Raw genomic sequence first — 20,371 nt, 5'->3', positions numbered from 1 at the left:
CAAGATAGCTGACCCGGCGGCAAATGACGTAATTTTTTTTCGCTTTCCTGATCCAAATCAGGAATGAAACGCTTGATCGCTCATTCGTTAACCTGCCCCCGCAAGCGAGCCCACCATACCCCAATCCATTCGTGGATGGCAGCTTCGGAATACATCAAATAACGCCCTTTGGGTAAATAACTGTAGAGGGGCTGGGGTACCTGGCTCTGCTTGGCGGTGTAATCGGTGGGGGCCGGTACGGCCTTGAGTCCCTGACCCTGATAGAGGGCCATGGCGCGCGGCAAATGAGTGGCTGAACTGACCAGTGCCACCTCTTTTCCCTTGAGGTGGCGGCTGATACTGACCGCTTCATCATGAGTGTCTTTGTTGTTTTCAAACAACGTCATCCGCGAACGGGATATGCCGAGGCTCTCGGCCATCCGGGCATTGACCTCGGCATTGGAGAGGGGCTCCCCCGACACATAGCCGGAGAAAACCAGCTCGGCGTCGGGATAGGCCTGGGCAAGGCGAACCCCTTCGAGAGTGCGGGCCAGCGAGATATTGTTCTGCCAACTGCGCATCGGTACCGCCGGGTCGCTGACATGACCGTTGCCGAGCACCACGATGGCCTCGATGTTGGGATGCTGGCTCACCTCGAATGGCGGGTAGGTCTGCTCCAGCCCGCGGGCCAGTTCATAGCTCACCGGCCGCATCCCCATCAGCGCCACAATGAGCAGCGAGAGAGTGGCCAGCAGCTTGCCGGTTTTCTGAAAACGGGTGAACCAGAGCAGCAGCAGGGCGACCAGCAGCAGGGAGAGGGAGAAGGGGAGCGGCATCAACAGCTGACCCAGCCACTTTTTGAGCACAAACACGACAGACACTTCCTTGAGTTTTCAGCAAATTCGGGATGTGACAGAATACCTCTCTTTTTTGGGATGGCCACAACCCTGTGGCGCTAATGTTGAGTTTCTCCTTGAAGCACGATCAGAGTTTTGACGGGCGCGCCGACAAGTTCGCCCGCAACATTTACGACTCCACCAAGGGGCGCATCCGCACCACCATTGTCTGGAGCGACATCGAAGCCTGCCTGGCCCGCCTTGGCAACCGACCGCTGCGCATCCTCGATGCGGGGGGCGGTTTTGGCTATTTCGCCCAGAAGCTGGCGGCCATGGGCCATCAGGTGGAGCTGTGCGATCTGTCAGCAGAAATGCTGGAACTGGCCCGCAGCCAGATCGCTGAGAAGGGGCTGGAAGACAAAATCCGTCTCATCCATTGCCCCATCCAGGATCTGAAGCAACACGTGACCGGGACCTTTGATCTGGTGCTCTGCCATGCGGTGCTGGAGTGGCTCGCCGAGCCGCGCCAGACCTTGCTGGGTCTGTTCCCTTTCGTCAATGCCGGGGGCATACTGTCGCTGCTTTTCTACAACCGTCATGGTTTGCTGTTCCAGAGCCTGGTGGTGGGCAATTTTGACTATGTGCGCCTTGGCCTTCGCAAGAAGCGCCAGACTGCGCTTACGCCCACCAACCCCCAGCTGCCGGAGCAGGTCTATGACTGGATTGGTCGCGGGGGGCTGCGCATCATCGGCAAGACCGGGGTGCGGGTGATCCACGACTATATGCGTCACAAGCAGGATCAGGTGGAGAAGTTCGACGATCTGCTGGCCATGGAGCAGCAATATTGCCGTCAGGAGCCTTTTGTCTCCCTCGGTCGCTATATCCATGTGATGGCCCAGAAGCCGGCCAGCTGATTGCTCGCTGTTCACGTCGATGTGAACCATGTTTTCGATGCTACCGGATGTAGCCGCGCGCACGATTTTGCGCCCAATACAACAACGAGATGACAACATCATGATGAGTACATCCCGTACCCTGCCAGAGCGTTCTTTGCCGGAGCTAGTAGGGTGGGTCAGGCAGGAGGGGTTGGCGTTGAGCCTGCCAACCGACCGGCTGGCCTTTCTGATTGCAATCAAGACCCTGTCCGAAGATGAATCGGACCTGTCGGAAGCGGCGCTGCACGATGCCTTTGGCTATGTCAGCAGCGCCTTCGGCCAGATGGACGAGACCCTCACCGGTCGCGCCAACAACGCCATCAACGATCTCATTCGCCAGCAGCTGCTGTCGCGCTTCAACACAGACATGGTGGCGGGGGAGAGCCTCTACCGCCTGTCACGCCTGGGTGTGAGCATCGTCGACTTCTTTATGGATCAGCGTCAGGTTGACTCCATCAAGCTCTCCATTCTGCTAGAACACCTGGCTGCCGAGCTCGACACCGCCCGCAAGGCGGCGCTCGAGACCAACACCCGCGAGCAGTGGGATGCCGAGGTGCTGCCGCGCCTCACCTTCTCGCTGGAAGAGACCCTGGGGCGCATCGATCTCACCCAGCGAGCCATGGATGAGCAGCAGAATCAGGTCAAGAACGAAATCGCGGCCCTGCTGACCCAGAACTGGGTCGATGCCATTCACAGCTGCGAAAAGCTGCTGCACGAGACCGGCCAGACCCTGCGCGAGCTGCAGGATACCCTGGACGCTGCCGGCCACCGCCTGCAGGCGGGGCTGCTCAACATTCAGGAAGCGGCGCAGGGGCGAGATGATCTGTTCCACGTCGAGGAGCTGACTCACGCCTTGCAAGGGCGCCTTGACGTCATCACCAGCTGGGGTCAGCAGTGCATCGAGCTCTGGTCCCGCTACGACAGACACGTCCACAAATTTATCCGCAACGCCATCGATATGGACAAGAACCGCGCCTTCAGCCAGCGGCTGCGCGAGTCTATCCGCAACTTCGAGCAGCACAACTGGCAGCTGCGGGTGGCCGAAGAGCCCCGTCTGCTGGAGCTGCGCGACGAGACCATCGCCATCCACGACGAGGAGGTGACCGGTGAGGTGCCCCTCGAGATGGAGTACGTCGAGATGGTGGACATCAACCAGGAGCTGGCCGAGCGTATCGAGCGCTATCTGGCCCGCTACCCCGAGCAGGGCCAGCAGCTGGACTTGGCCGATGTGCTGCGGGAATACCTGCTGGACTACCCGGCTCATGCCCACTTCGATGTGGCGCGTCTTCTGATCGACCAGGCCGTGCGCCTGGGCCATGCCAGCGGCGAGCGCGAACTGCATCGCCAACCCGCATGGAAACCCATTAACCAAGCTGGATCCAAGGTTCAGGCCTATGTCATTGATCAATTCTGAGTTTCCCTTGCCGCTGCGCCTCGCAGAGGCGATTGCCAACCCCTTGTTTCCGCGCATCGACACCGCCTTGCGCTCCGGTCGCCACATCAGTGCCGACGAGTTCGAGCAGCATTCGGCGCTGGTCGAATATCACAGCGAGCTGGAGATCTTCTACGGCCGCTATCAGGTGGAGCTGATCAAGGCGCCGGAAGGCTTCTTCTATCTGCGTCCGCGCCCGAGCTCCGACATCGGCACCACTGTGCTCTCCGAGCTCGATATGCTGGTGGGCAAGGTGCTCTGCTACCTCTATCTGAGCCCGGATCGTCTGGCTTCCGAAGGGGTATTCGCCATGGCCGAGCTGCAGGAGGAGGTGCTGAGCCTCGCCGACGAGAAGCAACTGCTGCGGATGGTCAACAGCCGCTCCGGCGGTACCGATCTTGACAAGAAGAAGTTGCTCGAAAAGATCCGCACCTCCATGCGCCGTCTGCGCCGTCTTGGCATGATCACCGCCCTTGGCAACGGGGATAAATTCCGGGTCAACGAATCGGTGTTCCGTTTCGCCGCTGACGTGCGCTCCGATGAAGATCCGCGCGCCGTTCAGCTGCGGATGATCCAGGAGGGTGAAGCTATCTTCCACGACGACGAAATGCCGAGCAGCGACTCGCTCTTTGATGACATCGAGGCGGATCTCGATGAAGAACAACTGGATCTGGAGGTATAACCGGTGCGAGGCAAGTTCAAATCCCTGACCATGGTCAACTGGAACGGCTTCTTTGCCCGGACCTTCGATCTCGACCAGCTGGTCACTACCCTTTCCGGCGGCAACGGCGCGGGCAAGTCCACCACCATGGCGGCCTTTATCGCGGCGCTCATCCCCGACCAGTCACTGCTTCACTTCCGCAACACCACGGAAGCGGGATCGAGCAGCGCCTCCCGTGACAAGGGGCTCTACGGCAAGCTGCAGCGCGGCCACTGCTACTCACTTCTGGAAGTGATGAACAGCCGCGAACAGCGGATCTGGGTCGGCGTGCACCTCGAGCAGGTGGCCAACCGTGACAACAAGGTCAACATCACCCCGTTTGCGCTGGTGGATGTGCCGGAAAATCTGGCACCGACCGATCTGCTGCTGGAGAAGCTTGATGGCGGCAAGGGGCGGGTGCGCGCCTTTACCGATCTGAAAGGGGCGGCCGCCGAGCTGGGGGCGCTGAAAGTCGCCAAATTCAATACGGTGACCGACTATCACAACTTCATGTTCGAGTTCGGCATCACCCCGAAGAAGCTGCGTGATCAAAAAGATCGCGGCAAGTTCTACCGCCTGATCGAAGCCTCCCTCTACGGCGGCATCTCCTCGTCCATCAGCCGTTCCCTGCGCGAATACCTGCTGCCGGAGAACTCTGGGGTGCGCAAGGCGTTTGCAGATATGGAGGCGGCCATCTATGAAAACCGCCGCACGCTGGAGGCCATCAAGGAGACCCAGGGTCAGCGGGATCTGTTCAAGAACCTGATCACCGAGACCACCCACTATGTGGCAGCGGACTATGTGCGCAACGCCGCCGAGAAGAGCCGCCTCTCCGAGCTGGCCCTCAAGGCTCGCCAGGAGCTGGCCGACAAGCGCCGCATTCTGGCCGAAGAGAAACAGCGCGCCATCTATCTGGCCGACGAGGTGGAGCAGCTCACCAACCGCGAAAAATTGCTGACCGACGAGCTGGAGTCCGCCTCCGAGCATCTGGCCAAGGTGATGGCGGCCGTCAGCTTGCAGAAGAAGATCGAGATGTACCGCGCCGATCTGGCTGATCTCTCTGACAAACTCGAACAGCAGCAGGCGGTAGTGGAAGAGATCCACGGCCAGCTGCTGGAGGTGGAAGAGCGCAAGGAGCTGGCGCAGGCCGAGGTAGACAGCCTCAAGACCCAGCTGGCCGACTACCAGCAGGCGCTCGATATCCAGCAGACCCGCGCCATCCAGTACCGTCAGGCGGTGCAGGCGCTGGAAGCTGCCCGCGAGCAGTGCGAGCTGCCGGGGCTGACCGCCGAACAGGCGAGCGACACCCTGCACCAGTTCCGCGCCGCCGAGCAGAGCCTCACCAGCCGGGTGCTGGGGGCAGAACAGCAATTGGCGCTGGCCAAGGCGGCAGTGGCCGAGCACGAAGCGGCGCTGGCGCTGCTGCTCAGCATCGCTCCGGAAACAGTGCGCGAGGCCGCCTGGCCTACCGCGCAGGCGCTGCTCAAGCGTCACATCGAAGACAAGGCCCGCATTGCCCAGGGGCAGGGGCTGCGCGCTGCGCTGGCTCGCCTCGAGAAAGAGAGCGAAAGCCAGAAGAGCCTCTTCAAGCTGCGTGACGAGCTGCAGCAGGCCTCTGGCCAGCTGATTGCCAGCAGCGATGAGCTGGAGATTTTCCTCGAAGCCCAGCGCACCCGTCAGGAGGAGCTCTCCGAGCAGCAGGCGGAGGTGAATCAGTGCCGCGCCAGCCTCGAGCATCAGGGCACCCAGCTGGGTCGCGATATTGCTGAGCTGACCAAGCTGGCGCCGCGCTGGCTCAAATCCTTTGAAAAGCTCGAGCAGCTGCGCGAGCAGAGCGGTTTGCCGCTCGCCACCGCCGAAGAGCTTTCGGCCGGTATGCAGACAGTGCTCGACAAGGAGCGCGAGTTCGAGCAGGAGAGCAACCGCATCGCAGCACAGAAACAGGCGCTGGAGCTGCAAATTCGCAACCTGCAGCTGGGGGCTGGCGAGGCGGATCCCCGTCTTGCCCGCATCGCCGAGCAGGTGGGGGGCGTGCTGCTCTCCGATGTCTACGACGACATCTCCATCGACGATGCCCCTTACTACTCGGCGCTCTATGGCCCGGCTCGCAGCGCTTTGGTGGTGCTCGACCTTGAGGGCGCCATCGAGCGGCTGAAAAAGCTGGAAGATTGCCCGGAAGATATTTACCTGATTCAGGGCAACCCCGACTCCTTTGACGAGGATCTGGTGGAAGCGGATGAGCTGGGGGACGCCGTGCTGGTGCGTACCAGCAAGCGTCAGGTGCGCTTCTCCCGCTACCCCGAGCTGCCGCTGTTTGGTCGCGCCGCCCGGGAAAAACGGATCGAGCAGCTCGACCTTGAGCGCGAAGGTCTGATCGAGGGTTACGCCAAGGCCGCTTTCGAGCAGCAGAAGTACCACCGTCTCTACGGTCACTTTCGCGACTTTATCGGTCAGCATCTGGATATCGCCTTCCGCCCCGACCCCGAAGCCGAAGTGCAGGCCAAACAGGCCGAACTGCGCACGCTGCAAGCAGCCATCGGTGAGTGTGACAAGCAGCTGAGTGATGCCAAAGCGGCGTCGCCCAGCTGACTCGCCATATCCAGCTGGTGCAGGGGATGCTGCCCTTTGCCCACCTGTTTGCCGAGACAGACCTGGCGGCCCGCCTCGAGGCGGCTCATGCCGATGTGGACGCCCTGAAACAGGCCGAAGCCTTTATCGCCAAACACGGCAAATCGCTGGAAAAACTGGAAACCATGGTGCAGGTACTGCGTCAGGATCCGCAGGATCTTGCCGCGTTGCAGGCAGCTTACGATGAGGTGAGCGACCTGCTGGCCGAGCAGAAGCGCCGTTGCTACGCCCTCGATCAACTGGTGGCCCGTCTGCCGCACTTTGCCTATCAGGATGCACAAGATCTGCTGGGCAAGGCCTCCGAGATGAGCGAGCGGCTCAAAGAGAAGCTCAAGGCGGCCGAGCTGGCTGCCCGCACTGCCAGCGAGCAGCACAAGCAGATTGCCCAGCGTCACACCGAGGCGCTGCAGTTGCGCACTGCCCTTAACTCCAGCGTCGAAGCCAAGCGCCAGACCCTGACCGAGTTTGAGCAGGAGCTGGCGGCCATGGGCCTGACCCTCTCTGATGACATGGAAGAGAAGGCGCGCGCCCACAAGAAAGAGATTGAAGAGCTGCTGATCCGCACCCGTTCCCGTCGCACCAGCGCCGAGGCCCAGTTGCAGGTGACCAAGCGCGAGATCGAATCCCTTGGCGGTCGTCTCAAGCTGGAAGGCAAGGATTACTACAGCGCCCGTAAATCCCTGGTGGGTCACAAGGCGAGCTGGTCGCGGGTGGTGCGGCTGGCGCGGGAGACCGACGTCGAGAAGCGCCTCAACAAGCGCGAGCTGGCGTATCTGGACAGCGACGAGCTGCGCTCCATGTCGGACAAGGCCCTCGGCGCTCTGCGGGTGGCGGTGGCGCACGATGAGGCCCTGCGCGATGCGCTGCGTCTCTCCGAGGGCAACCGTAGCACCGAGCAGAAGGTGGCCTTCTATGTGCAGGTCTACCGTTACCTCAAAGATCGCATTCGCAACGACATCATCCGCTCCGATGATCCGGTCGAAGCGATCGAGGAGATGGAGATCGAGCTGGCCCGTCTGGCCGACGAGCTCAAGCAGCGGGAAACCCACCTGTCGCTCTCCTCTCACGAGGTGGCGGCCAAGATCACCAACATCATCCGCCGCGAGCAGAACCGCATCAGGGTGCTCAACCAGGGCTTGCAGAACATCGCCTTCGGTCTGGTGCGCGGAGTGCGCCTCAACGTCAATATCCGCGAGGCCCACACCCGTCTGCTGACGGCGCTGGCCGATCAAACTGCCATGCACAACGATCTGTTCGCCGACAAGGAGCTGAGCTTCTCCGAGGCGATGGCCAAGCTGTTCCAGCGCCTCAATCCGCAGATCGAGCAGGGGGATCGCAGCTATCAGGTGATGGGCGATGTGTTGCTCGACTATCGCAACTATCTGGAGCTGGAGATCGAGGTGCAGCGCGGGGCCGACGGCTGGCTGCGTGCCGAGAGCGGTGCGCTTTCCACTGGTGAGGCGATCGGTACCGGTCAGGCCATCCTCTTGATGGTACTGATCAGCTGGGAGGAGGAGTCACGCCGTCTGCGCGGCAAGGATATCGCCCCCTGCCGCCTGCTGTTCCTCGACGAAGCGGCCCGACTGGATGGCAAATCCATCGCCACCCTGTTCGAGCTGTGCGAGCGGCAGGATATGCAGCTGCTTATCGCGGCGCCCGAGAACATCAGCCCCGAGAAGGGCACCACCTACAAGCTCATCCGCAAGGTACAGGGCAAGCACGAGCATGTGCATGTGGTAGGCCTGCGCGGCTTCGGCTTTGCCGATGACAAGCTGATTGCCTGAGAAGTCGCTGGCCCATCCCGTCACGGGATGACCGGTAACTAGTTGAAAGGGAGGCATTTGCCTCCCTTTTTACATGGAAGATATGGCAAAGTAGCCGCACCGTCGCTGCTGCCTGACAACAAGGCGAGTAACATGGCGAGTGCCTTGGAGCTATGGCAAGGTGAGAGGTTGCTTGCAAACATGCCGCGAGCATCACGGACTGCATCGAAGAGTAAAAATAACGCAGAGCGAAAAGAAGAGAGGAGAGGGGGAAAGGTGCAACATATCCAGAAAGGGCTGCTGTTATCTCTTTGCCTGCTGCTGGTGGCCTGTAGCAGCCGTTATGACGAGAGTCACGGCGGTAGCTGGCGCGGCTATAGCGAGACCGGTTACGCCAGCTATTATGCCGACCGTTATCATGGCAAAAAGACCGCCAGCGGCGAGATCTATCGCAACAACCTCAATAGCGCCGCCCATATGGAATTGCCCTTTGGCGCCATGGTGCGGGTCACCAACCTCGCCAACGGCAAGAGCGTAGTGGTCAAGGTCAATGACCGTGGCGCCTTTAAAAAAGGGCGTATTATCGATCTCTCCAAATCTGCCTTTAGCGCCATCGGCAATATTCGCGACGGGATTATCAAAGTAAAAATAGAGGTGCTCTAGGCTGGGTGAACCCGTTTATACACGAAAATGGATGTTGATGAATGATATTGGAAGGCTGACATCGACCAGTCAGCCTTTCGGTAGATAAAGATATAACATTGACATGGATCAATATTTAATTCAGCTAAAAATGGATTTGTTATCAATGGAAAAAATCGATAATCGTGATTGATATTTATTTTAGCTTATCTCGCCTGTTCGGCCTTACTATGGGGCAAACGGAGGGATTAGTGATGATTATCTATGGTAAATATGGTGGTGCAGCGCTGAGAGCTGTTCATCTGATGGTGCAGAATAATTATGGGCATGCCACCGCCTGGGATATGGCTATTGCTGAAGCATTTGGTGGTGATATCAGTACAGGAAAATTCAAAAATAATCCAAAGGTAACTTTTTTGACTCTTTGCAGTCTTGGTTTTATCAGTTGCATCATGCCAGTTCATTATGTAGCTGCGACCAAAACCAGAGCATATGTGTTGGCTGCCATTGATTTATTGTCACACAAGGATATTACCAAACCGATTAATCCCGAGCAGTTATGGCTGGAGGTGATCTCGGCCTGTAAGAGCGGCAAGGTTGTGAAGCATAACAATCAGATGGATGTCATTCTGACACTCTGGTATGCCGGTGTGCTCAATCCCGAGTGGGATAGGGATGCCATCAGGATAGACTATCGACGAATATAAAAAAGCCAAGGTAATGAATACCTTGGCTATGAAACATCAATTGGTTCTGGTCAGGGATGCACTATCGGAGTGTGCGAATGGCTTGCCATACACCATCAGGTTGGTGGTTTGACTGTATTTGAGGAGATCTTTCTCTGAGAAGTCCAGAGTCATCGAGAAATCCGTGGTGGAATCATTAATGGTCATATAATTGCTTTCCGCAATACCACGCTTGCCCGTCTTGAACTCGATTTTGTTACCCGCTTTGCCTTCAGTGACCACACAGACTGCACGGGGTATACAATATGAGTTGTAAACAAGCTGATTAGTCTTGTCATAAATCAGATAGCCGCGTTGGTCATGAAATTTCCCATTATCGCTTTTTCTGAATACTTCCTGTTTGTAATACATGGCTACCAGATATTGTTCGCTAGCATTTTTTGCATCGGCCGCCGGTTCAAAGGTAATGACTTCGTAAAAGGGTTCAACTGCTGGCCCCCCTTTGCCAACTTTGCTGCCCTCCTGGCCGGGTGCTACATCTACACCACCAGCATCGGTGCTTTTCCATGTGCCAGCCAACTGAGCTAATGGACCAAAATCCAGACCATTGATAATAGTGCTGGACTCTGCGTGAGCGAGCGTGGCACAGGTAATTAATGCTATGGGTAAGATAACTTTATTCATTGTGATAACTCCATCACTAATAATGACTTGCGAATAAATATGTTCAGCAAAGTAATTGTTATAACGGACCAAGGATGTGGTCAATGATATTGAGTGATGGTGGTTAGTTTTTGTGAGTTATGATTTGTTTTTTCGGGGCTAAATAAATTGAATTTGATATAAGACAATATTGTATTTTTTCATCGCGCTTCCTCAGATATATCGTGGTAGCGAGAAAGGAACATTGACATGATGCGATGATTATTATGTCAACGGCGTGAATATTTCACTCAGCCCCATCAATTGAAGGCGATAGTCACTAACTCTGCGGCACCCTGACCCCTTTATCGAGATAGAGGCTGCTGTAGTGGGCGCGGTGGGTGACAAACATCACCTGATGGCGGCTGCCGTCGGAGAGGATAATAAAATCCCCCGCCTGAGCGGGGCTTTGCAAGGTGATCTCCTGCTCGGGGGCGGTCAGGCGGTCGACATCATCTTTGAAGGTGAGGGTGTAAGAGAACATATGGCGCTCCACTGCTGGCTCATATCAAACACTCCGTTGAAGGTAGTTGCTGGCAAGGGGGCGCGCGGCGCCCGATTGGCGCTGTTAGACCAAATATCAGCGATGAGAACGTGCGTGGCTTCAGTCGGGTTGTTCTGCTGAGGTGCGCTTGAGGCGTTTACATCAAGTCCATCGTTATCAAAAGCGATGGGAGAGGGGCAAAAAGGGATGAAAAAACCGCCAGCTGGCGGTTTTTCTTATGCGATGGGCCCTACTTCAGGGCCTTCTTCAGCTTCTTGATCTTGCCTTCATGCTTGGCAATTTTCTCAAGACGAGCGGCGATCTTCTTCTTGATCTCTTTCTTGCTTGCTTTGGCCATCGGTGGCGCCCCTTTGCAGTGGGGACACATGAGGTGTCAGTGTGGGTCTTCCCTTTGACGTCCCAGAGTGCCACAGGGCTCCTTTGTGAACCAGCACTCTGTTGCTTTAATAGCCAGCTCGCTATAACTGCAAGGGGTCGAGCCAGCGCAGCAGTTGCTGGCCCACTTGCGGGCTGGCGAGCAGGGCCATATGGCTGGTGCGATAGACGATCAGGGTATGGGCGGGGAGGAAGGCAAGCTGATGACGCGCCTCGCTGTGCTGACCGAGGGCGCTGCGTAGCGGCACCAGTCCATCGCCAATCAGCCGGTCGGCCAGCAGGCTGCGCTTGGTGGCAGTGGTCGCGGCAATGGCATAGCAGTTGACTCTGCAGGGCAAGGGGAGTGGGACGCGGGGATCGCGCAAGGGCGCGGCAAGGTCGGGTTGGGCCACTTCATCGATCACCTTGCCGTGGCGCAGATCCTTGATGCCAGCACTGCGCAGCCGCGCCAGTCTGACGAAGGGCTCGCTGTAGGCGGTGGTGGGCAGCAACTGCTCCAGCCAGTGACCGGCATGTTCGAGCGGCGCGCCGTGGTGTGGTGTGCCGAGAAAGATCAGGTTGGCAAGGTGCGCAGGCCAGGTGAGCTCGGCCACGTCGGCATGGTGGCAGGCGCTGCGTGCAACTAGCCCCCCCATGCTGTAGCCCATTATCGTTATCTCTTTGAGTTCTCCCGGCCAGTGGGCGAGCAACTGCTCCAGCAACAGGGTCAAGGCCTGCCCGTTCTGTGCGATGGGCAGGCCCGAGTTGTAGCGCAGGTAAAGAGGCTGATAGCCAAGCGCGTTGGCAAGTTGCTCTCCGTGATTGACCGGCTTGCCTTGGTGTTCGGTCTGCCACTGCAGATCGTTCATGCACAGGCCATGGATCATCAGCAGCACCCGTCCCTCGCTGGGTAGATCCTCCGGCATTGCTTGCCAATCGAGGGGCTTGCCCTGATAGCGCAGGGTCATGGGGGTGGCGAGGGCATTGTGGTGCTCGACCAGCTTGTCCCCCAACACGCCGTTGAGCGTGGCGATCAGGGCCGCGCGTTTCGGGGTTTCGGGGATCTGGTGGGGCGGCGGGGTGGCTGGCAGGCGGCTGAGCAGATGGTTGATGCCGCTGCTTAGGTTGTTGGCGGTGCCATGTACCCCCTTGTACACCAGTCCGGTGATCCCGGCTGTTTTTCCCTCATCCCGTCCCTTGAGCCCCATACCACTCAGTACCGCCTGATGTACCGCTTCGGTGATCTCTACCGCGGCGGGCAGCGCCAGAGTCAGCAGGTGCGCCAGCTCGCGGATATCCGAAAGATGCCAGGAAGAGGATGGCGAGGGGTCTGTGGCGTCGGTCATGGCAAGCCCTTATGAAAGCGGGTATCGCGTTGTCGTGCCGCGAAGAGCGCAGCGTATCTCTATATCAAACCAGCTTGCGCCCTTTGTGGCGGGTTTACCAGTAACGGGCCATGCATGGCGGGGTTGATAAGAACCGCTTGCGAAGCCGGTCACGGTAATGACAGGGAAAATCACCTCTACTTCGTCATATGAAGCCACATGGAGAGGTGAGGATGTCGCTGTTTAATGAGGTGCGGGTACAGGATTTGTGTGCACGGTTGCTCGATAGCCAGAACGAGAAGGGCTGCTCCCTTGAGAGCCGGCATGGTAGGGAGTTGAAGGATCTGTTGCAGGCGGTGGGCGGGATCAAGCCGGTTGGCCGTGGTGCTCCTTATGTGTTGACCGAGGCGGGACGGACTTATTTGCTCGGGCAGCTGGAGCAGGTCGTTCCCCCCGAACTGGACAAGCGTAAGCAGTTGCAACGAATGGGAGTGAGTTTGCCTGCACGGCTTAATCAGGCCTGCTTTTATGCCCTCTGGCATGGGGACAGCAAGCATTCGCGGTCAGCATCCCTTGCCGCGCCACAGCTTGCGGAATTGTCGCTCACGCAGGATGAGGTGATCCGCATCCGCACCCTCGAGCCGCTCTCGCTGGTCGATCTGCAGGGTCAGCAGCACGATATGACGGCAATGATGGCGCTGCTGGGGGAGTTTGCGTTGCCGGAGCGGACTCTGGGCACGCTGGCTTCCATCGGCTGGCAAGGGGAGCGGGTCATTACGGTGGAGAACAAGGGGGCCTTTGTCGACTACCCGCTGCAACCCGGGCAACTGCTGCTCTTTGCCCCCGGTCGCAATACCACCCTGGCCAAACAGCTGATCCCGCTGCTGCCTGCGGGCGTGCAGTGGGCCCATTTTGGCGATCTCGATCAACGGGGTATCGATATTGCCATCGAGCTGGCGCACGAGCTAAATCGACCGGCCATGCTCTGGCTTCCCTGTGAGTTGCAACCTTATCTGGATCACTATGCCCGTCCGGTACGCACCTTTGCGACGGACAGTGGCAAGGTGCCCTGGCGTGTGACGATGCAGGCTGATCAGGTCGATGGTCATGGCGCGTTAGCAGGCATTCCCTGGCTCGATAAACTGATCACAGACGGGACTTGGCTGGAACAGGAGGTATTAATTCTGGCCCCTCACTGGCGGAGCTGGTCATTGGAAGAGATAGGCAATCAGGTGTGAAACGGGGAGCCCGCGCTCCCCGTCATTTCGTGGTCAGCTGCTTACTTGGCGTTGATGGGCCCCTTGGTGCCAGCATCATTATCGACCCAGCCATCTTCACCCTTGATGCGGCGATCCCCCTGAATGGTGTAGATGACCATGCCATCCTTGAACACCAGCGTGCCATCGGATTTCTTGGCATTGACCTTCTTGTCGTTGACCCACACCTGATCCTTGCCATCGATGCGGATATTGGCCACGGTAGCGCCGGTTTGGGGGAAGGTGGCGATCCAGTTGCCCGCATAGGGGCTGGCGCTGGTTGCCGCGGCCGGAGCATTGCCAACACTGGCAGCCGCGTTCTCAGCCTTGGTTTTGTTGATATCGCAGCCATTAAGCTCGCTCACCTGAGTGCATCCCGAGCGCTCCAGCTTCTGCTCATAGCTCAGATTCAGACCGCCCTCCGCGGCCGGGCCAAATCCCGCCTTGGCATTTTCCGCTTTGGTTTTGTGAATGTCACAGCCCTGCGCCTCGGTGACCTGGGTACAACCAGATCGCTCCAGCTGCTCGGCATATTTGGTACTGATGGCGTGGGCAGGGGTGATACCGAGCAGGGTCAGGGTGATGAGCAGAGCAGCATTCCTGGACATAGATAATCCCTCAAAGATGTAAGTCATGCAGGTTCACCCGCGTAGTTGCGGTCGTGAACATCGGCCTCTCCTGAGCATCCGAGACAGATGCGCAGCTGGCGTATTCACGTTAGCACCTTGGGCCAACCGCGCCCAGCGATGTGGCCGGAAGATAAGGCGAGAGGTGATACGGGAGTGCAGGGGAGGCGAGATAGCAGCAGTGTCAACGCTGGAGAGATCATTCCAAGAGAAAAGGTGTTGCGGGCATTATCATAATGATAACGACAACCCCGCTGATATCATTTCAGCCCCTGAGACTGGCCTTTGATGATAATTATCACCGACAAAGGGATATTGCCTCTGATTATTATCGCTCGGCTATTTTATGGCTTGGCTGATCCGCTCACCTTTTTATTGAATAAACCGCTTAAATAGCCGCTGATTTTGTGGGTGGCATCACACACTTTCGCCATTTATTAATATCTGCCTGCATTTTATTGGTTTGGCATGGTTATTGATTGCCTCATATCGACGCTAACCGACGCGCTCACCCACAACCGGGATGCTGGTGACATCGTGAGTGAAAGGGGAGCTATCCATATCTCATCCAATGATTGGGGCGAACGATGAAAGCAGTTAACGAATTAATCAAAGAGATCAGAGCACTCAAATCCAACCTGCATGAAAAAGATTTTCTGCTGACCTGGGAGCAAACCCCTCAGGAGCTGGAGCTGGTATTGAAACTGGCCGAATCCCTCAAGACCCTGCGCGCCGAAAATATCTGCACCAAACTGTTTAACAGCGGGCTCGGTATCTCGGTTTTCCGCGATAACTCCACCCGAACCCGCTTCTCTTACGCCTCTGCGCTGAACCTGCTCGGTCTGGCCCAGCAGGATCTGGACGAGGGCAAATCCCAGATCGCCCATGGCGAAACCGTCCGTGAAACGGCCAACATGATCTCCTTCTGCGCCGATGCCATCGGGATCCGTGACGACATGTTCCTCGGTGCTGGCAACGCCTATATGCGCGAAGTGGGCGCCGCCCTGGATGAAGGGTTCGAGAAGGGGGTGCTGCCCCAGCGTCCGGCACTGGTCAACCTGCAGTGCGACATTGATCACCCGACCCAGTCGATGGCTGATCTCGCCTGGTTGCAGGAGCACTTCGGCAGCCTGGAGAGCCTCAAGGGCAAGAAGATTGCCATGACCTGGGCCTACTCCCCCAGCTACGGCAAGCCGCTCTCCGTGCCCCAGGGCATCATCGGCTTGATGACCCGTTTCGGTATGGACGTGACCCTGGCCCATCCGGAAGGGTATGACCTGATCCCGGACGTGATCGAAGTGGCCAAGGAAAATGCCAAGGCCTCCGGCGGCAGCTTCCGTCAGGTCACCTCGATGGAAGAGGCGTTCAAGGATGCCGATATCGTCTATCCGAAGTCCTGGGCCCCCTACAAGGTGATGGAGCAGCGCACCGAGTTGCTGCGTGCCAATGACCACGCAGGCCTCAAAGATCTGGAAAAACATTGCCTTGAGCAGAACGCCAAGCACAAGGATTGGCACTGCACCGAGGAGATGATGAAGCTCACCAAGGGTGGCGAAGCGCTCTATATGCACTGCCTGCCCGCCGATATTTCCGGCGTCTCCTGCAAGGAAGGGGAAGTAACCGAAGGGGTATTCGAGAAATACCGTATCGCCACTTACAAAGAGGCGAGCTGGAAACCCTATATTATCGCCGCCATGATCATGGCCCGTAAATTCTCCGCCCCGGCAGAAACCCTGGAAAATCTGATTAAAGAGGCGCAAAAGCGGGTGAAATAAATTACGGCAGGGCAGGGTGAATATTCATCCTGCCCACGCTGTCGAACCCATTATTTCGAGTTTTCTCCCCGTGGTATCTGAATAACGGATCTCCCGGCGAGGCAGCTCTTTGTCAGGTAACGCCTAGTGAGGTAAGCATGTCCCAATTTTCGCTGAAGATGGATATTGCCGATAACCGCTTTTTTACCGCCGAGCCATCTCCGCTGTTTTCTCGCGCCGAAGCACAAAAGGCTCGTGCCTTTCATAAAAAACTGGCCGGTTATGAGCCGACCCCCTTGTGCGACCTGAAAGATCTGGCCGCCTATATCGGGGTAAAAAATATTCTGGTCAAGGATGAGTCAAAGCGCTTTGGTCTCAATGCCTTCAAGATGCTGGGTGGCGTTTATGCCATCGCCAACCTGCTCTGTGAAAAGTACGGGGTGGCCATCGAGGATTTCTCCTTCGATCTCATCAAACGCACCATCAAGGAGCCGATGACTTTCGCCACCACCACAGATGGCAACCACGGTCGCGGCATTGCCTGGGCCGCCAAGCAGGTGGGTCAGCATGCGGTGGTCTACATGCCCAAGGGCTCGGCCCGGGAGCGGGTGGATCACATCCTCAATCTCGGGGCCGAGTGCATCGTCACCGACATGAACTACGACGACACCGTGCGCCTGACCATGAAGATGGCCGAAGAGCGCGGCTGGCACATCGTTCAGGACACCGCCTGGGAGGGTTACACCAAGATCCCGACCTGGATCATGCAGGGTTACTCCACTCTGGCCGACGAAGCGGTCGAGCAGATGCAGGCCATGGGCATCAAGCAACCGACCCACGTGCTGCTGCAGGCCGGGGTCGGGGCGCTGGCGGGCGGGGTGCTCGGTTATCTGGTGGACTGCTTCGGGGCGAAAAACCTGCACAGCATAGTGGTCGAGCCGGATCAGGCAGACTGTATCTACCGCTCCGGTGTGGTGGGGGAGATGGTCAACGTGGGGGGCGATATGCGCACCATCATGGCCGGTCTCGCCTGCGGCGAACCCAATCCCCTTGGTTGGCCACTGCTCAGAAGCTGCACCACCCAGTTCATCTCCTGCCACGACAAGGTGTCGGCGCTGGGCATGCGGGTGCTGGGCAACCCCCTTGGCAATGATCCACGCATCATCTCCGGCGAATCCGGCTCGGTCGGTACCGGCGTGCTGGCGGCAGTGCGTCACCACCCTGATCGTGCGGCGCTGATGGAACGTCTGGGGCTGGATAGCAACTCGGTCGTGCTGATCATCAACACCGAAGGGGACACCGATGTGAAGCATTACCGGGAAGTGGTGTGGGAAGGCAAGCATCCTGCCTGCGACTAACTCTCCCGCCAGAGCAGAGACACGAATTGAAGAACTGATCGCGCCTCGCCAACGGGGCGCGGTAACGGGCACAGGGCGCTGCCGACGAACAGGTCGCGCACTCTCAGTTGTTATGGAGAATCACAATGAGCAAGCAAATTCCGTTTGAAATGGTGTTGGAGAAGGCCTACCAGTACAAGGCCGAGATGAGTCAGTTCCTGCGTGACATGATCGCCATCCCGAGCGAGAGCTGCGATGAAGAGCGCGTCGTGCTGCGCATCAAGCAGGAGATGGAGAAGGTTGGTTTTGACAAGGTCGAAATCGACCCCATGGGCAACGTGCTGGGCTATATTGGCCACGGTCCGCACCTGATCGCCATGGATGCCCACATCGATACCGTGGGCGTCGGCAACATGGCCAACTGGAAGTTCGACCCCTATGAGGGGATGGAAGATCACGAGATTATTGGTGGTCGCGGCGCCTCCGATCAGGAAGGGGGCATGGCCTCCATGGTCTATGCGGGCAAGATCATCAAGGATCTGGGGCTGGAAGATCAGTACACCCTGCTGGTGACCGGTACCGTGCAGGAGGAGGACTGCGATGGCCTCTGCTGGCAGTACATCATCGAGCAGAGCAAGATCCGCCCCGAGTTCGTGGTCAGTACCGAACCCACCGACTGCCAGATCTACCGTGGCCAGCGTGGCCGCATGGAGATCCGCATCGATGTGCAGGGGGTCAGCTGCCACGGCTCCGCACCGGAGCGCGGTGACAACGCCATCTTCAAGATGGGCCCCATCCTTGGCGAGCTGCAGGAGCTGAGCCACAACCTCGGCAATGACGACTTCCTCGGCAAGGGCACCCTGACCGTCTCCGAGATCTTCTTCACTTCGCCGAGTCGCTGCGCCGTGGCGGACAGCTGCGCCGTCTCTATCGACCGCCGCCTCACCTGGGGCGAAACCTGGCAAGGGGCGCTCGACGAGATCCGCGCTCTGCCAGCGGTAAAAGCCGCCGGTGCCGAGGTCTCCATGTACCAGTACGATCGTCCGGCTTACACCGGTCTGGTCTACCCGACCGAGTGCTACTTCCCGACCTGGAAGGTGGAAGAGGATCACATCACCGTAAAAACACTCTCCAAGGCTTATCGCGAGCTGTTCAACAAGGAGCCGGTGGTGGACAAGTGGACCTTCTCGACCAACGGGGTCTCCATCATGGGTCGCCACGGTATTCCGGTCATCGGTTTTGGCCCGGGTAAAGAGCCGGAAGCCCACGCCCCGAACGAGAAGACCTGGAAAGAGCATCTGGTCAAGTGTGCCGCCATGTACGCCGTGATCCCCATGCTCTATCTGGCCGAGCTGGACAAGTAAGGGGTCTGCCGGGTGGTGACTGCCATCGCCGCCCAGCAGTTGAAAGTGCCCCGTCTCCATTGAGGCGGGGCCTTGCTGTTTGAAGTGATGTTCGAGGTGGTGGGGATGAAACGGCTGATCAAAAACGGTGTGCTGGTCGATGCGCAGGGTGAATATCGTCAGGATCTGCTGATCGAGCACGGGGTGATCCGCGCCCGTGCCGCCGATATCCAGCCCGATGGCGAAACCGAGCTGATCGATGCCAGCGGCTGCTATGTAATGCCGGGCGGTATCGACGTCCACACCCACTTCAACATCGATGTGGGGATTGCCCGCAGTTGCGATGACTTTTTCAGCGGTACCCGTGCCGCCGCCTGTGGTGGCACCACCACCATCGTCGATCACATGGGATTTGGCCCAGCGGGGTGCAATCTGCATCATCAGCTGGCCCGCTATCACGACTACGCCGCCGATCAGGCGGTGATCGACTACAGCTTTCACGGCGTGATCCAGCATGTGGATGACGCCATCCTTAATGAGATGGCCGCCATGGTGCAGGAGGAGGGGATCAGCAGCTTCAAGCTCTACCTCACCTACCAGTACAAGTTGGGGGATCACGACGTGCTACGCGCCCTGGCTTGCCTCAAGGAGGTGGGGGCGCTCGCCACCGTCCATCCCGAGAACGATGCCGCCATCGCGACGCGCCGGGCGGCCCTGCTGGCCGCCGGTCACCATGAGCCCTGGTATCACCCGCAAAGCCGCCCGCTGGAGTGCGAGGCGGAGGCCATCGCCCGGATGATCAATCTGGCGGGGCTGGCGGGCAACGCGCCGCTCTATATCGTCCACCTTTCAAATGGACTGGGGCTGGAGTATCTGAAACTGGCGCGCCGTCAGGGCCAACCGGTCTGGGTGGAGACCTGCCCGCAATATCTGCTTTTGGATGATTCCTGCTACTACCGGGAGAACGGAGTCGACTATCTGCTCAGCCCGCCGCTGCGCTCGCGCCGCGAGCAGGACAAGCTGTGGGTCGGCATCGCTGCGTGCGACATCGACACGGTGGCGACCGATCACTGCAACTTCTCCCACGCCCAGCGCATGACCCTCTCGGGGGCGATTTCAGCCGCTGCCCCAACGGCTTGCCCGGGGTCGAAAACCGGATGCTGCTGCTGTTTGCCCACGGGGTATTGGGCGGACGCATCTCGCCGTCCCGCTTCGTGGTCCTCACCAGCGCCAACCCGGCGCGCCTGTTTGGCCTCTGGCCGCGCAAGGGTAACTTGCAAGCGGGGTCTGATGCCGATCTGGTGCTGATGGATCCCCGTGGCGAGACCCTGATCCGTCACGCCGCCCTGCACGACAACGGCGACTACAGCCCCTACGAGGGGATGCGTTGTCCCGGCCAGATCAGGATGACCCTCAGTCGCGGCGAGATCGTGGCCCGCGACGGCGAATTTACCGGACAACGGGGGCATGGCCGCTTTCTGGCCAGGGCACCCTTTGATCCGCTGCTGGGCGAAGCGGCCCGAGAACAGCAATTAGCACAGTGATAGACAGAACAACCGAGCCGGTAT

At 58.6% G+C, this 20,371-nt stretch carries 14 protein-coding genes and 2 pseudogenes; 11 read left to right on the top strand and 5 right to left on the bottom strand.

Annotation, left to right across the window (positions count from 1 at the left end):
- Window positions 1-80: 80 nt before the first annotated feature.
- The gene (gene elyC, locus WBR25_RS10890; RefSeq protein ID WP_479747910.1) at window positions 81-851 is read right to left on the bottom strand and encodes an envelope biogenesis factor ElyC; all 771 of its coding nucleotides are present in this window, start codon (window positions 849-851) and stop codon (window positions 81-83) included.
- A 101-nt stretch (window positions 852-952) separates the two neighbouring features.
- Between elyC and cmoM the strand changes: the two genes are divergently transcribed.
- The 6 genes and pseudogenes from cmoM to WBR25_RS10860 all read left to right on the top strand — a co-directional run bounded on the left by cmoM (window position 953) and on the right by WBR25_RS10860 (window position 9,622).
- Window positions 953-1,729 (top strand): tRNA uridine 5-oxyacetic acid(34) methyltransferase CmoM, encoded by a 777-nt coding sequence (gene cmoM, locus WBR25_RS10885; protein ID WP_033113262.1) that lies wholly within the window; start codon window positions 953-955, stop codon window positions 1,727-1,729.
- A gap of 100 nt (window positions 1,730-1,829) precedes the next feature.
- Window positions 1,830-3,164 carry a chromosome partition protein MukF gene (gene mukF, locus WBR25_RS10880; RefSeq protein WP_429106598.1) on the top strand — a complete coding sequence of 445 codons (1,335 nt, stop codon included), beginning with the start codon at window positions 1,830-1,832 and terminating at the stop codon, window positions 3,162-3,164.
- On the top strand, window positions 3,145-3,864 hold the full coding sequence (gene mukE, locus WBR25_RS10875) for a chromosome partition protein MukE (RefSeq protein ID WP_005336835.1): 720 nt from the start codon (window positions 3,145-3,147) through the stop codon (window positions 3,862-3,864). Before mukF ends, mukE begins: the two co-directional genes overlap by 20 nt.
- A 3-nt stretch (window positions 3,865-3,867) precedes the next feature.
- A pseudogene (gene mukB, locus WBR25_RS10870) lies at window positions 3,868-8,294 on the top strand (chromosome partition protein MukB).
- A 255-nt stretch (window positions 8,295-8,549) separates the two neighbouring features.
- Window positions 8,550-8,936, top strand: coding sequence for a septal ring lytic transglycosylase RlpA family protein (locus WBR25_RS10865; protein ID WP_429106601.1), 387 nt, complete (start codon window positions 8,550-8,552; stop codon window positions 8,934-8,936).
- 164 nt (window positions 8,937-9,100) lie between these two features.
- Window positions 9,101-9,622, top strand: coding sequence for a DUF6979 family protein (locus WBR25_RS10860; RefSeq protein ID WP_429106604.1), 522 nt, complete (start codon window positions 9,101-9,103; stop codon window positions 9,620-9,622).
- A gap of 36 nt (window positions 9,623-9,658) precedes the next feature.
- Here WBR25_RS10860 and WBR25_RS10855 read toward each other — a convergent pair whose 3' ends face one another.
- From WBR25_RS10855 to WBR25_RS10845, 3 genes are all read right to left on the bottom strand, one after another.
- Window positions 9,659-10,285 carry a heme-binding beta-barrel domain-containing protein gene (locus tag WBR25_RS10855; RefSeq protein WP_042055942.1) on the bottom strand — a complete coding sequence of 209 codons (627 nt, stop codon included), beginning with the start codon at window positions 10,283-10,285 and terminating at the stop codon, window positions 9,659-9,661.
- A 298-nt stretch (window positions 10,286-10,583) separates the two neighbouring features.
- Window positions 10,584-10,787: a hypothetical protein gene (locus tag WBR25_RS10850; protein ID WP_167556490.1), complete on the bottom strand. Its 204-nt coding sequence runs from the start codon at window positions 10,785-10,787 to the stop codon at window positions 10,584-10,586.
- A 479-nt stretch (window positions 10,788-11,266) separates the two neighbouring features.
- A complete protein-coding gene (locus tag WBR25_RS10845) occupies window positions 11,267-12,508 on the bottom strand; it encodes an esterase/lipase family protein (RefSeq protein WP_429106606.1) in 1,242 nt (413 codons plus the stop codon).
- A gap of 212 nt (window positions 12,509-12,720) precedes the next feature.
- Between WBR25_RS10845 and WBR25_RS10840 the strand changes: the two genes are divergently transcribed.
- Complete coding sequence (locus tag WBR25_RS10840) at window positions 12,721-13,725, top strand: Wadjet anti-phage system protein JetD domain-containing protein (protein ID WP_429106608.1); 1,005 nt, start codon at window positions 12,721-12,723, stop codon at window positions 13,723-13,725.
- 41 nt (window positions 13,726-13,766) lie between these two features.
- On the opposite strand, the gene WBR25_RS10835 is transcribed toward WBR25_RS10840, so the two are convergent.
- Window positions 13,767-14,351, bottom strand: a complete 585-nt coding sequence (locus tag WBR25_RS10835; RefSeq protein ID WP_429106610.1) for a hypothetical protein — start codon at window positions 14,349-14,351, stop codon at window positions 13,767-13,769.
- 605 nt (window positions 14,352-14,956) lie between these two features.
- On the opposite strand from WBR25_RS10835, the gene ygeW reads away from it, so the two are divergent.
- The 4 genes and pseudogenes from ygeW to hydA all read left to right on the top strand — a co-directional run bounded on the left by ygeW (window position 14,957) and on the right by hydA (window position 20,347).
- Window positions 14,957-16,144 (top strand): knotted carbamoyltransferase YgeW, encoded by a 1,188-nt coding sequence (ygeW, locus tag WBR25_RS10830; protein ID WP_043820254.1) that lies wholly within the window; start codon window positions 14,957-14,959, stop codon window positions 16,142-16,144.
- Between the two features lie 137 nt (window positions 16,145-16,281).
- Window positions 16,282-17,481, top strand: a complete 1,200-nt coding sequence (dpaL, locus tag WBR25_RS10825) for a diaminopropionate ammonia-lyase (RefSeq protein WP_429106613.1) — start codon at window positions 16,282-16,284, stop codon at window positions 17,479-17,481.
- A 125-nt stretch (window positions 17,482-17,606) separates the two neighbouring features.
- Window positions 17,607-18,824, top strand: a complete 1,218-nt coding sequence (locus WBR25_RS10820; RefSeq protein ID WP_033113252.1) for a YgeY family selenium metabolism-linked hydrolase — start codon at window positions 17,607-17,609, stop codon at window positions 18,822-18,824.
- Window positions 18,825-18,929: 105 nt separating this feature from the next.
- Window positions 18,930-20,347 (top strand): annotated as a pseudogene (hydA, locus tag WBR25_RS10815) (dihydropyrimidinase).
- Window positions 20,348-20,371 lie beyond the last annotated feature (24 nt).

Source organism: Aeromonas sp. MTB, assembly GCF_056632455.1.
This window is presented reverse-complemented; position numbering and strand designations above follow the sequence as displayed.

What these genes read in the sequence shown, in the direction of transcription:
- mukF (WP_429106598.1), top strand. Translation starts at nt 1,830, where the DNA reads ATGATGAGTACATCCCGTACCCTGCCAGAGCGTTCTTTGCCGGAGCTA.
- mukE (WP_005336835.1), top strand. Translation starts at nt 3,145, where the DNA reads ATGTCATTGATCAATTCTGAGTTTCCCTTGCCGCTGCGCCTCGCAGAG.
- WBR25_RS10855 (WP_042055942.1), bottom strand. Translation starts at nt 10,285, where the DNA reads ATGAATAAAGTTATCTTACCCATAGCATTAATTACCTGTGCCACGCTC.
- WBR25_RS10850 (WP_167556490.1), bottom strand. Translation starts at nt 10,787, where the DNA reads ATGTTCTCTTACACCCTCACCTTCAAAGATGATGTCGACCGCCTGACC.
- WBR25_RS10845 (WP_429106606.1), bottom strand. Translation starts at nt 12,508, where the DNA reads ATGACCGACGCCACAGACCCCTCGCCATCCTCTTCCTGGCATCTTTCG.
- WBR25_RS10840 (WP_429106608.1), top strand. Translation starts at nt 12,721, where the DNA reads ATGTCGCTGTTTAATGAGGTGCGGGTACAGGATTTGTGTGCACGGTTG.
- WBR25_RS10835 (WP_429106610.1), bottom strand. Translation starts at nt 14,351, where the DNA reads ATGTCCAGGAATGCTGCTCTGCTCATCACCCTGACCCTGCTCGGTATC.
- ygeW (WP_043820254.1), top strand. Translation starts at nt 14,957, where the DNA reads ATGAAAGCAGTTAACGAATTAATCAAAGAGATCAGAGCACTCAAATCC.
- dpaL (WP_429106613.1), top strand. Translation starts at nt 16,282, where the DNA reads ATGTCCCAATTTTCGCTGAAGATGGATATTGCCGATAACCGCTTTTTT.
- WBR25_RS10820 (WP_033113252.1), top strand. Translation starts at nt 17,607, where the DNA reads ATGAGCAAGCAAATTCCGTTTGAAATGGTGTTGGAGAAGGCCTACCAG.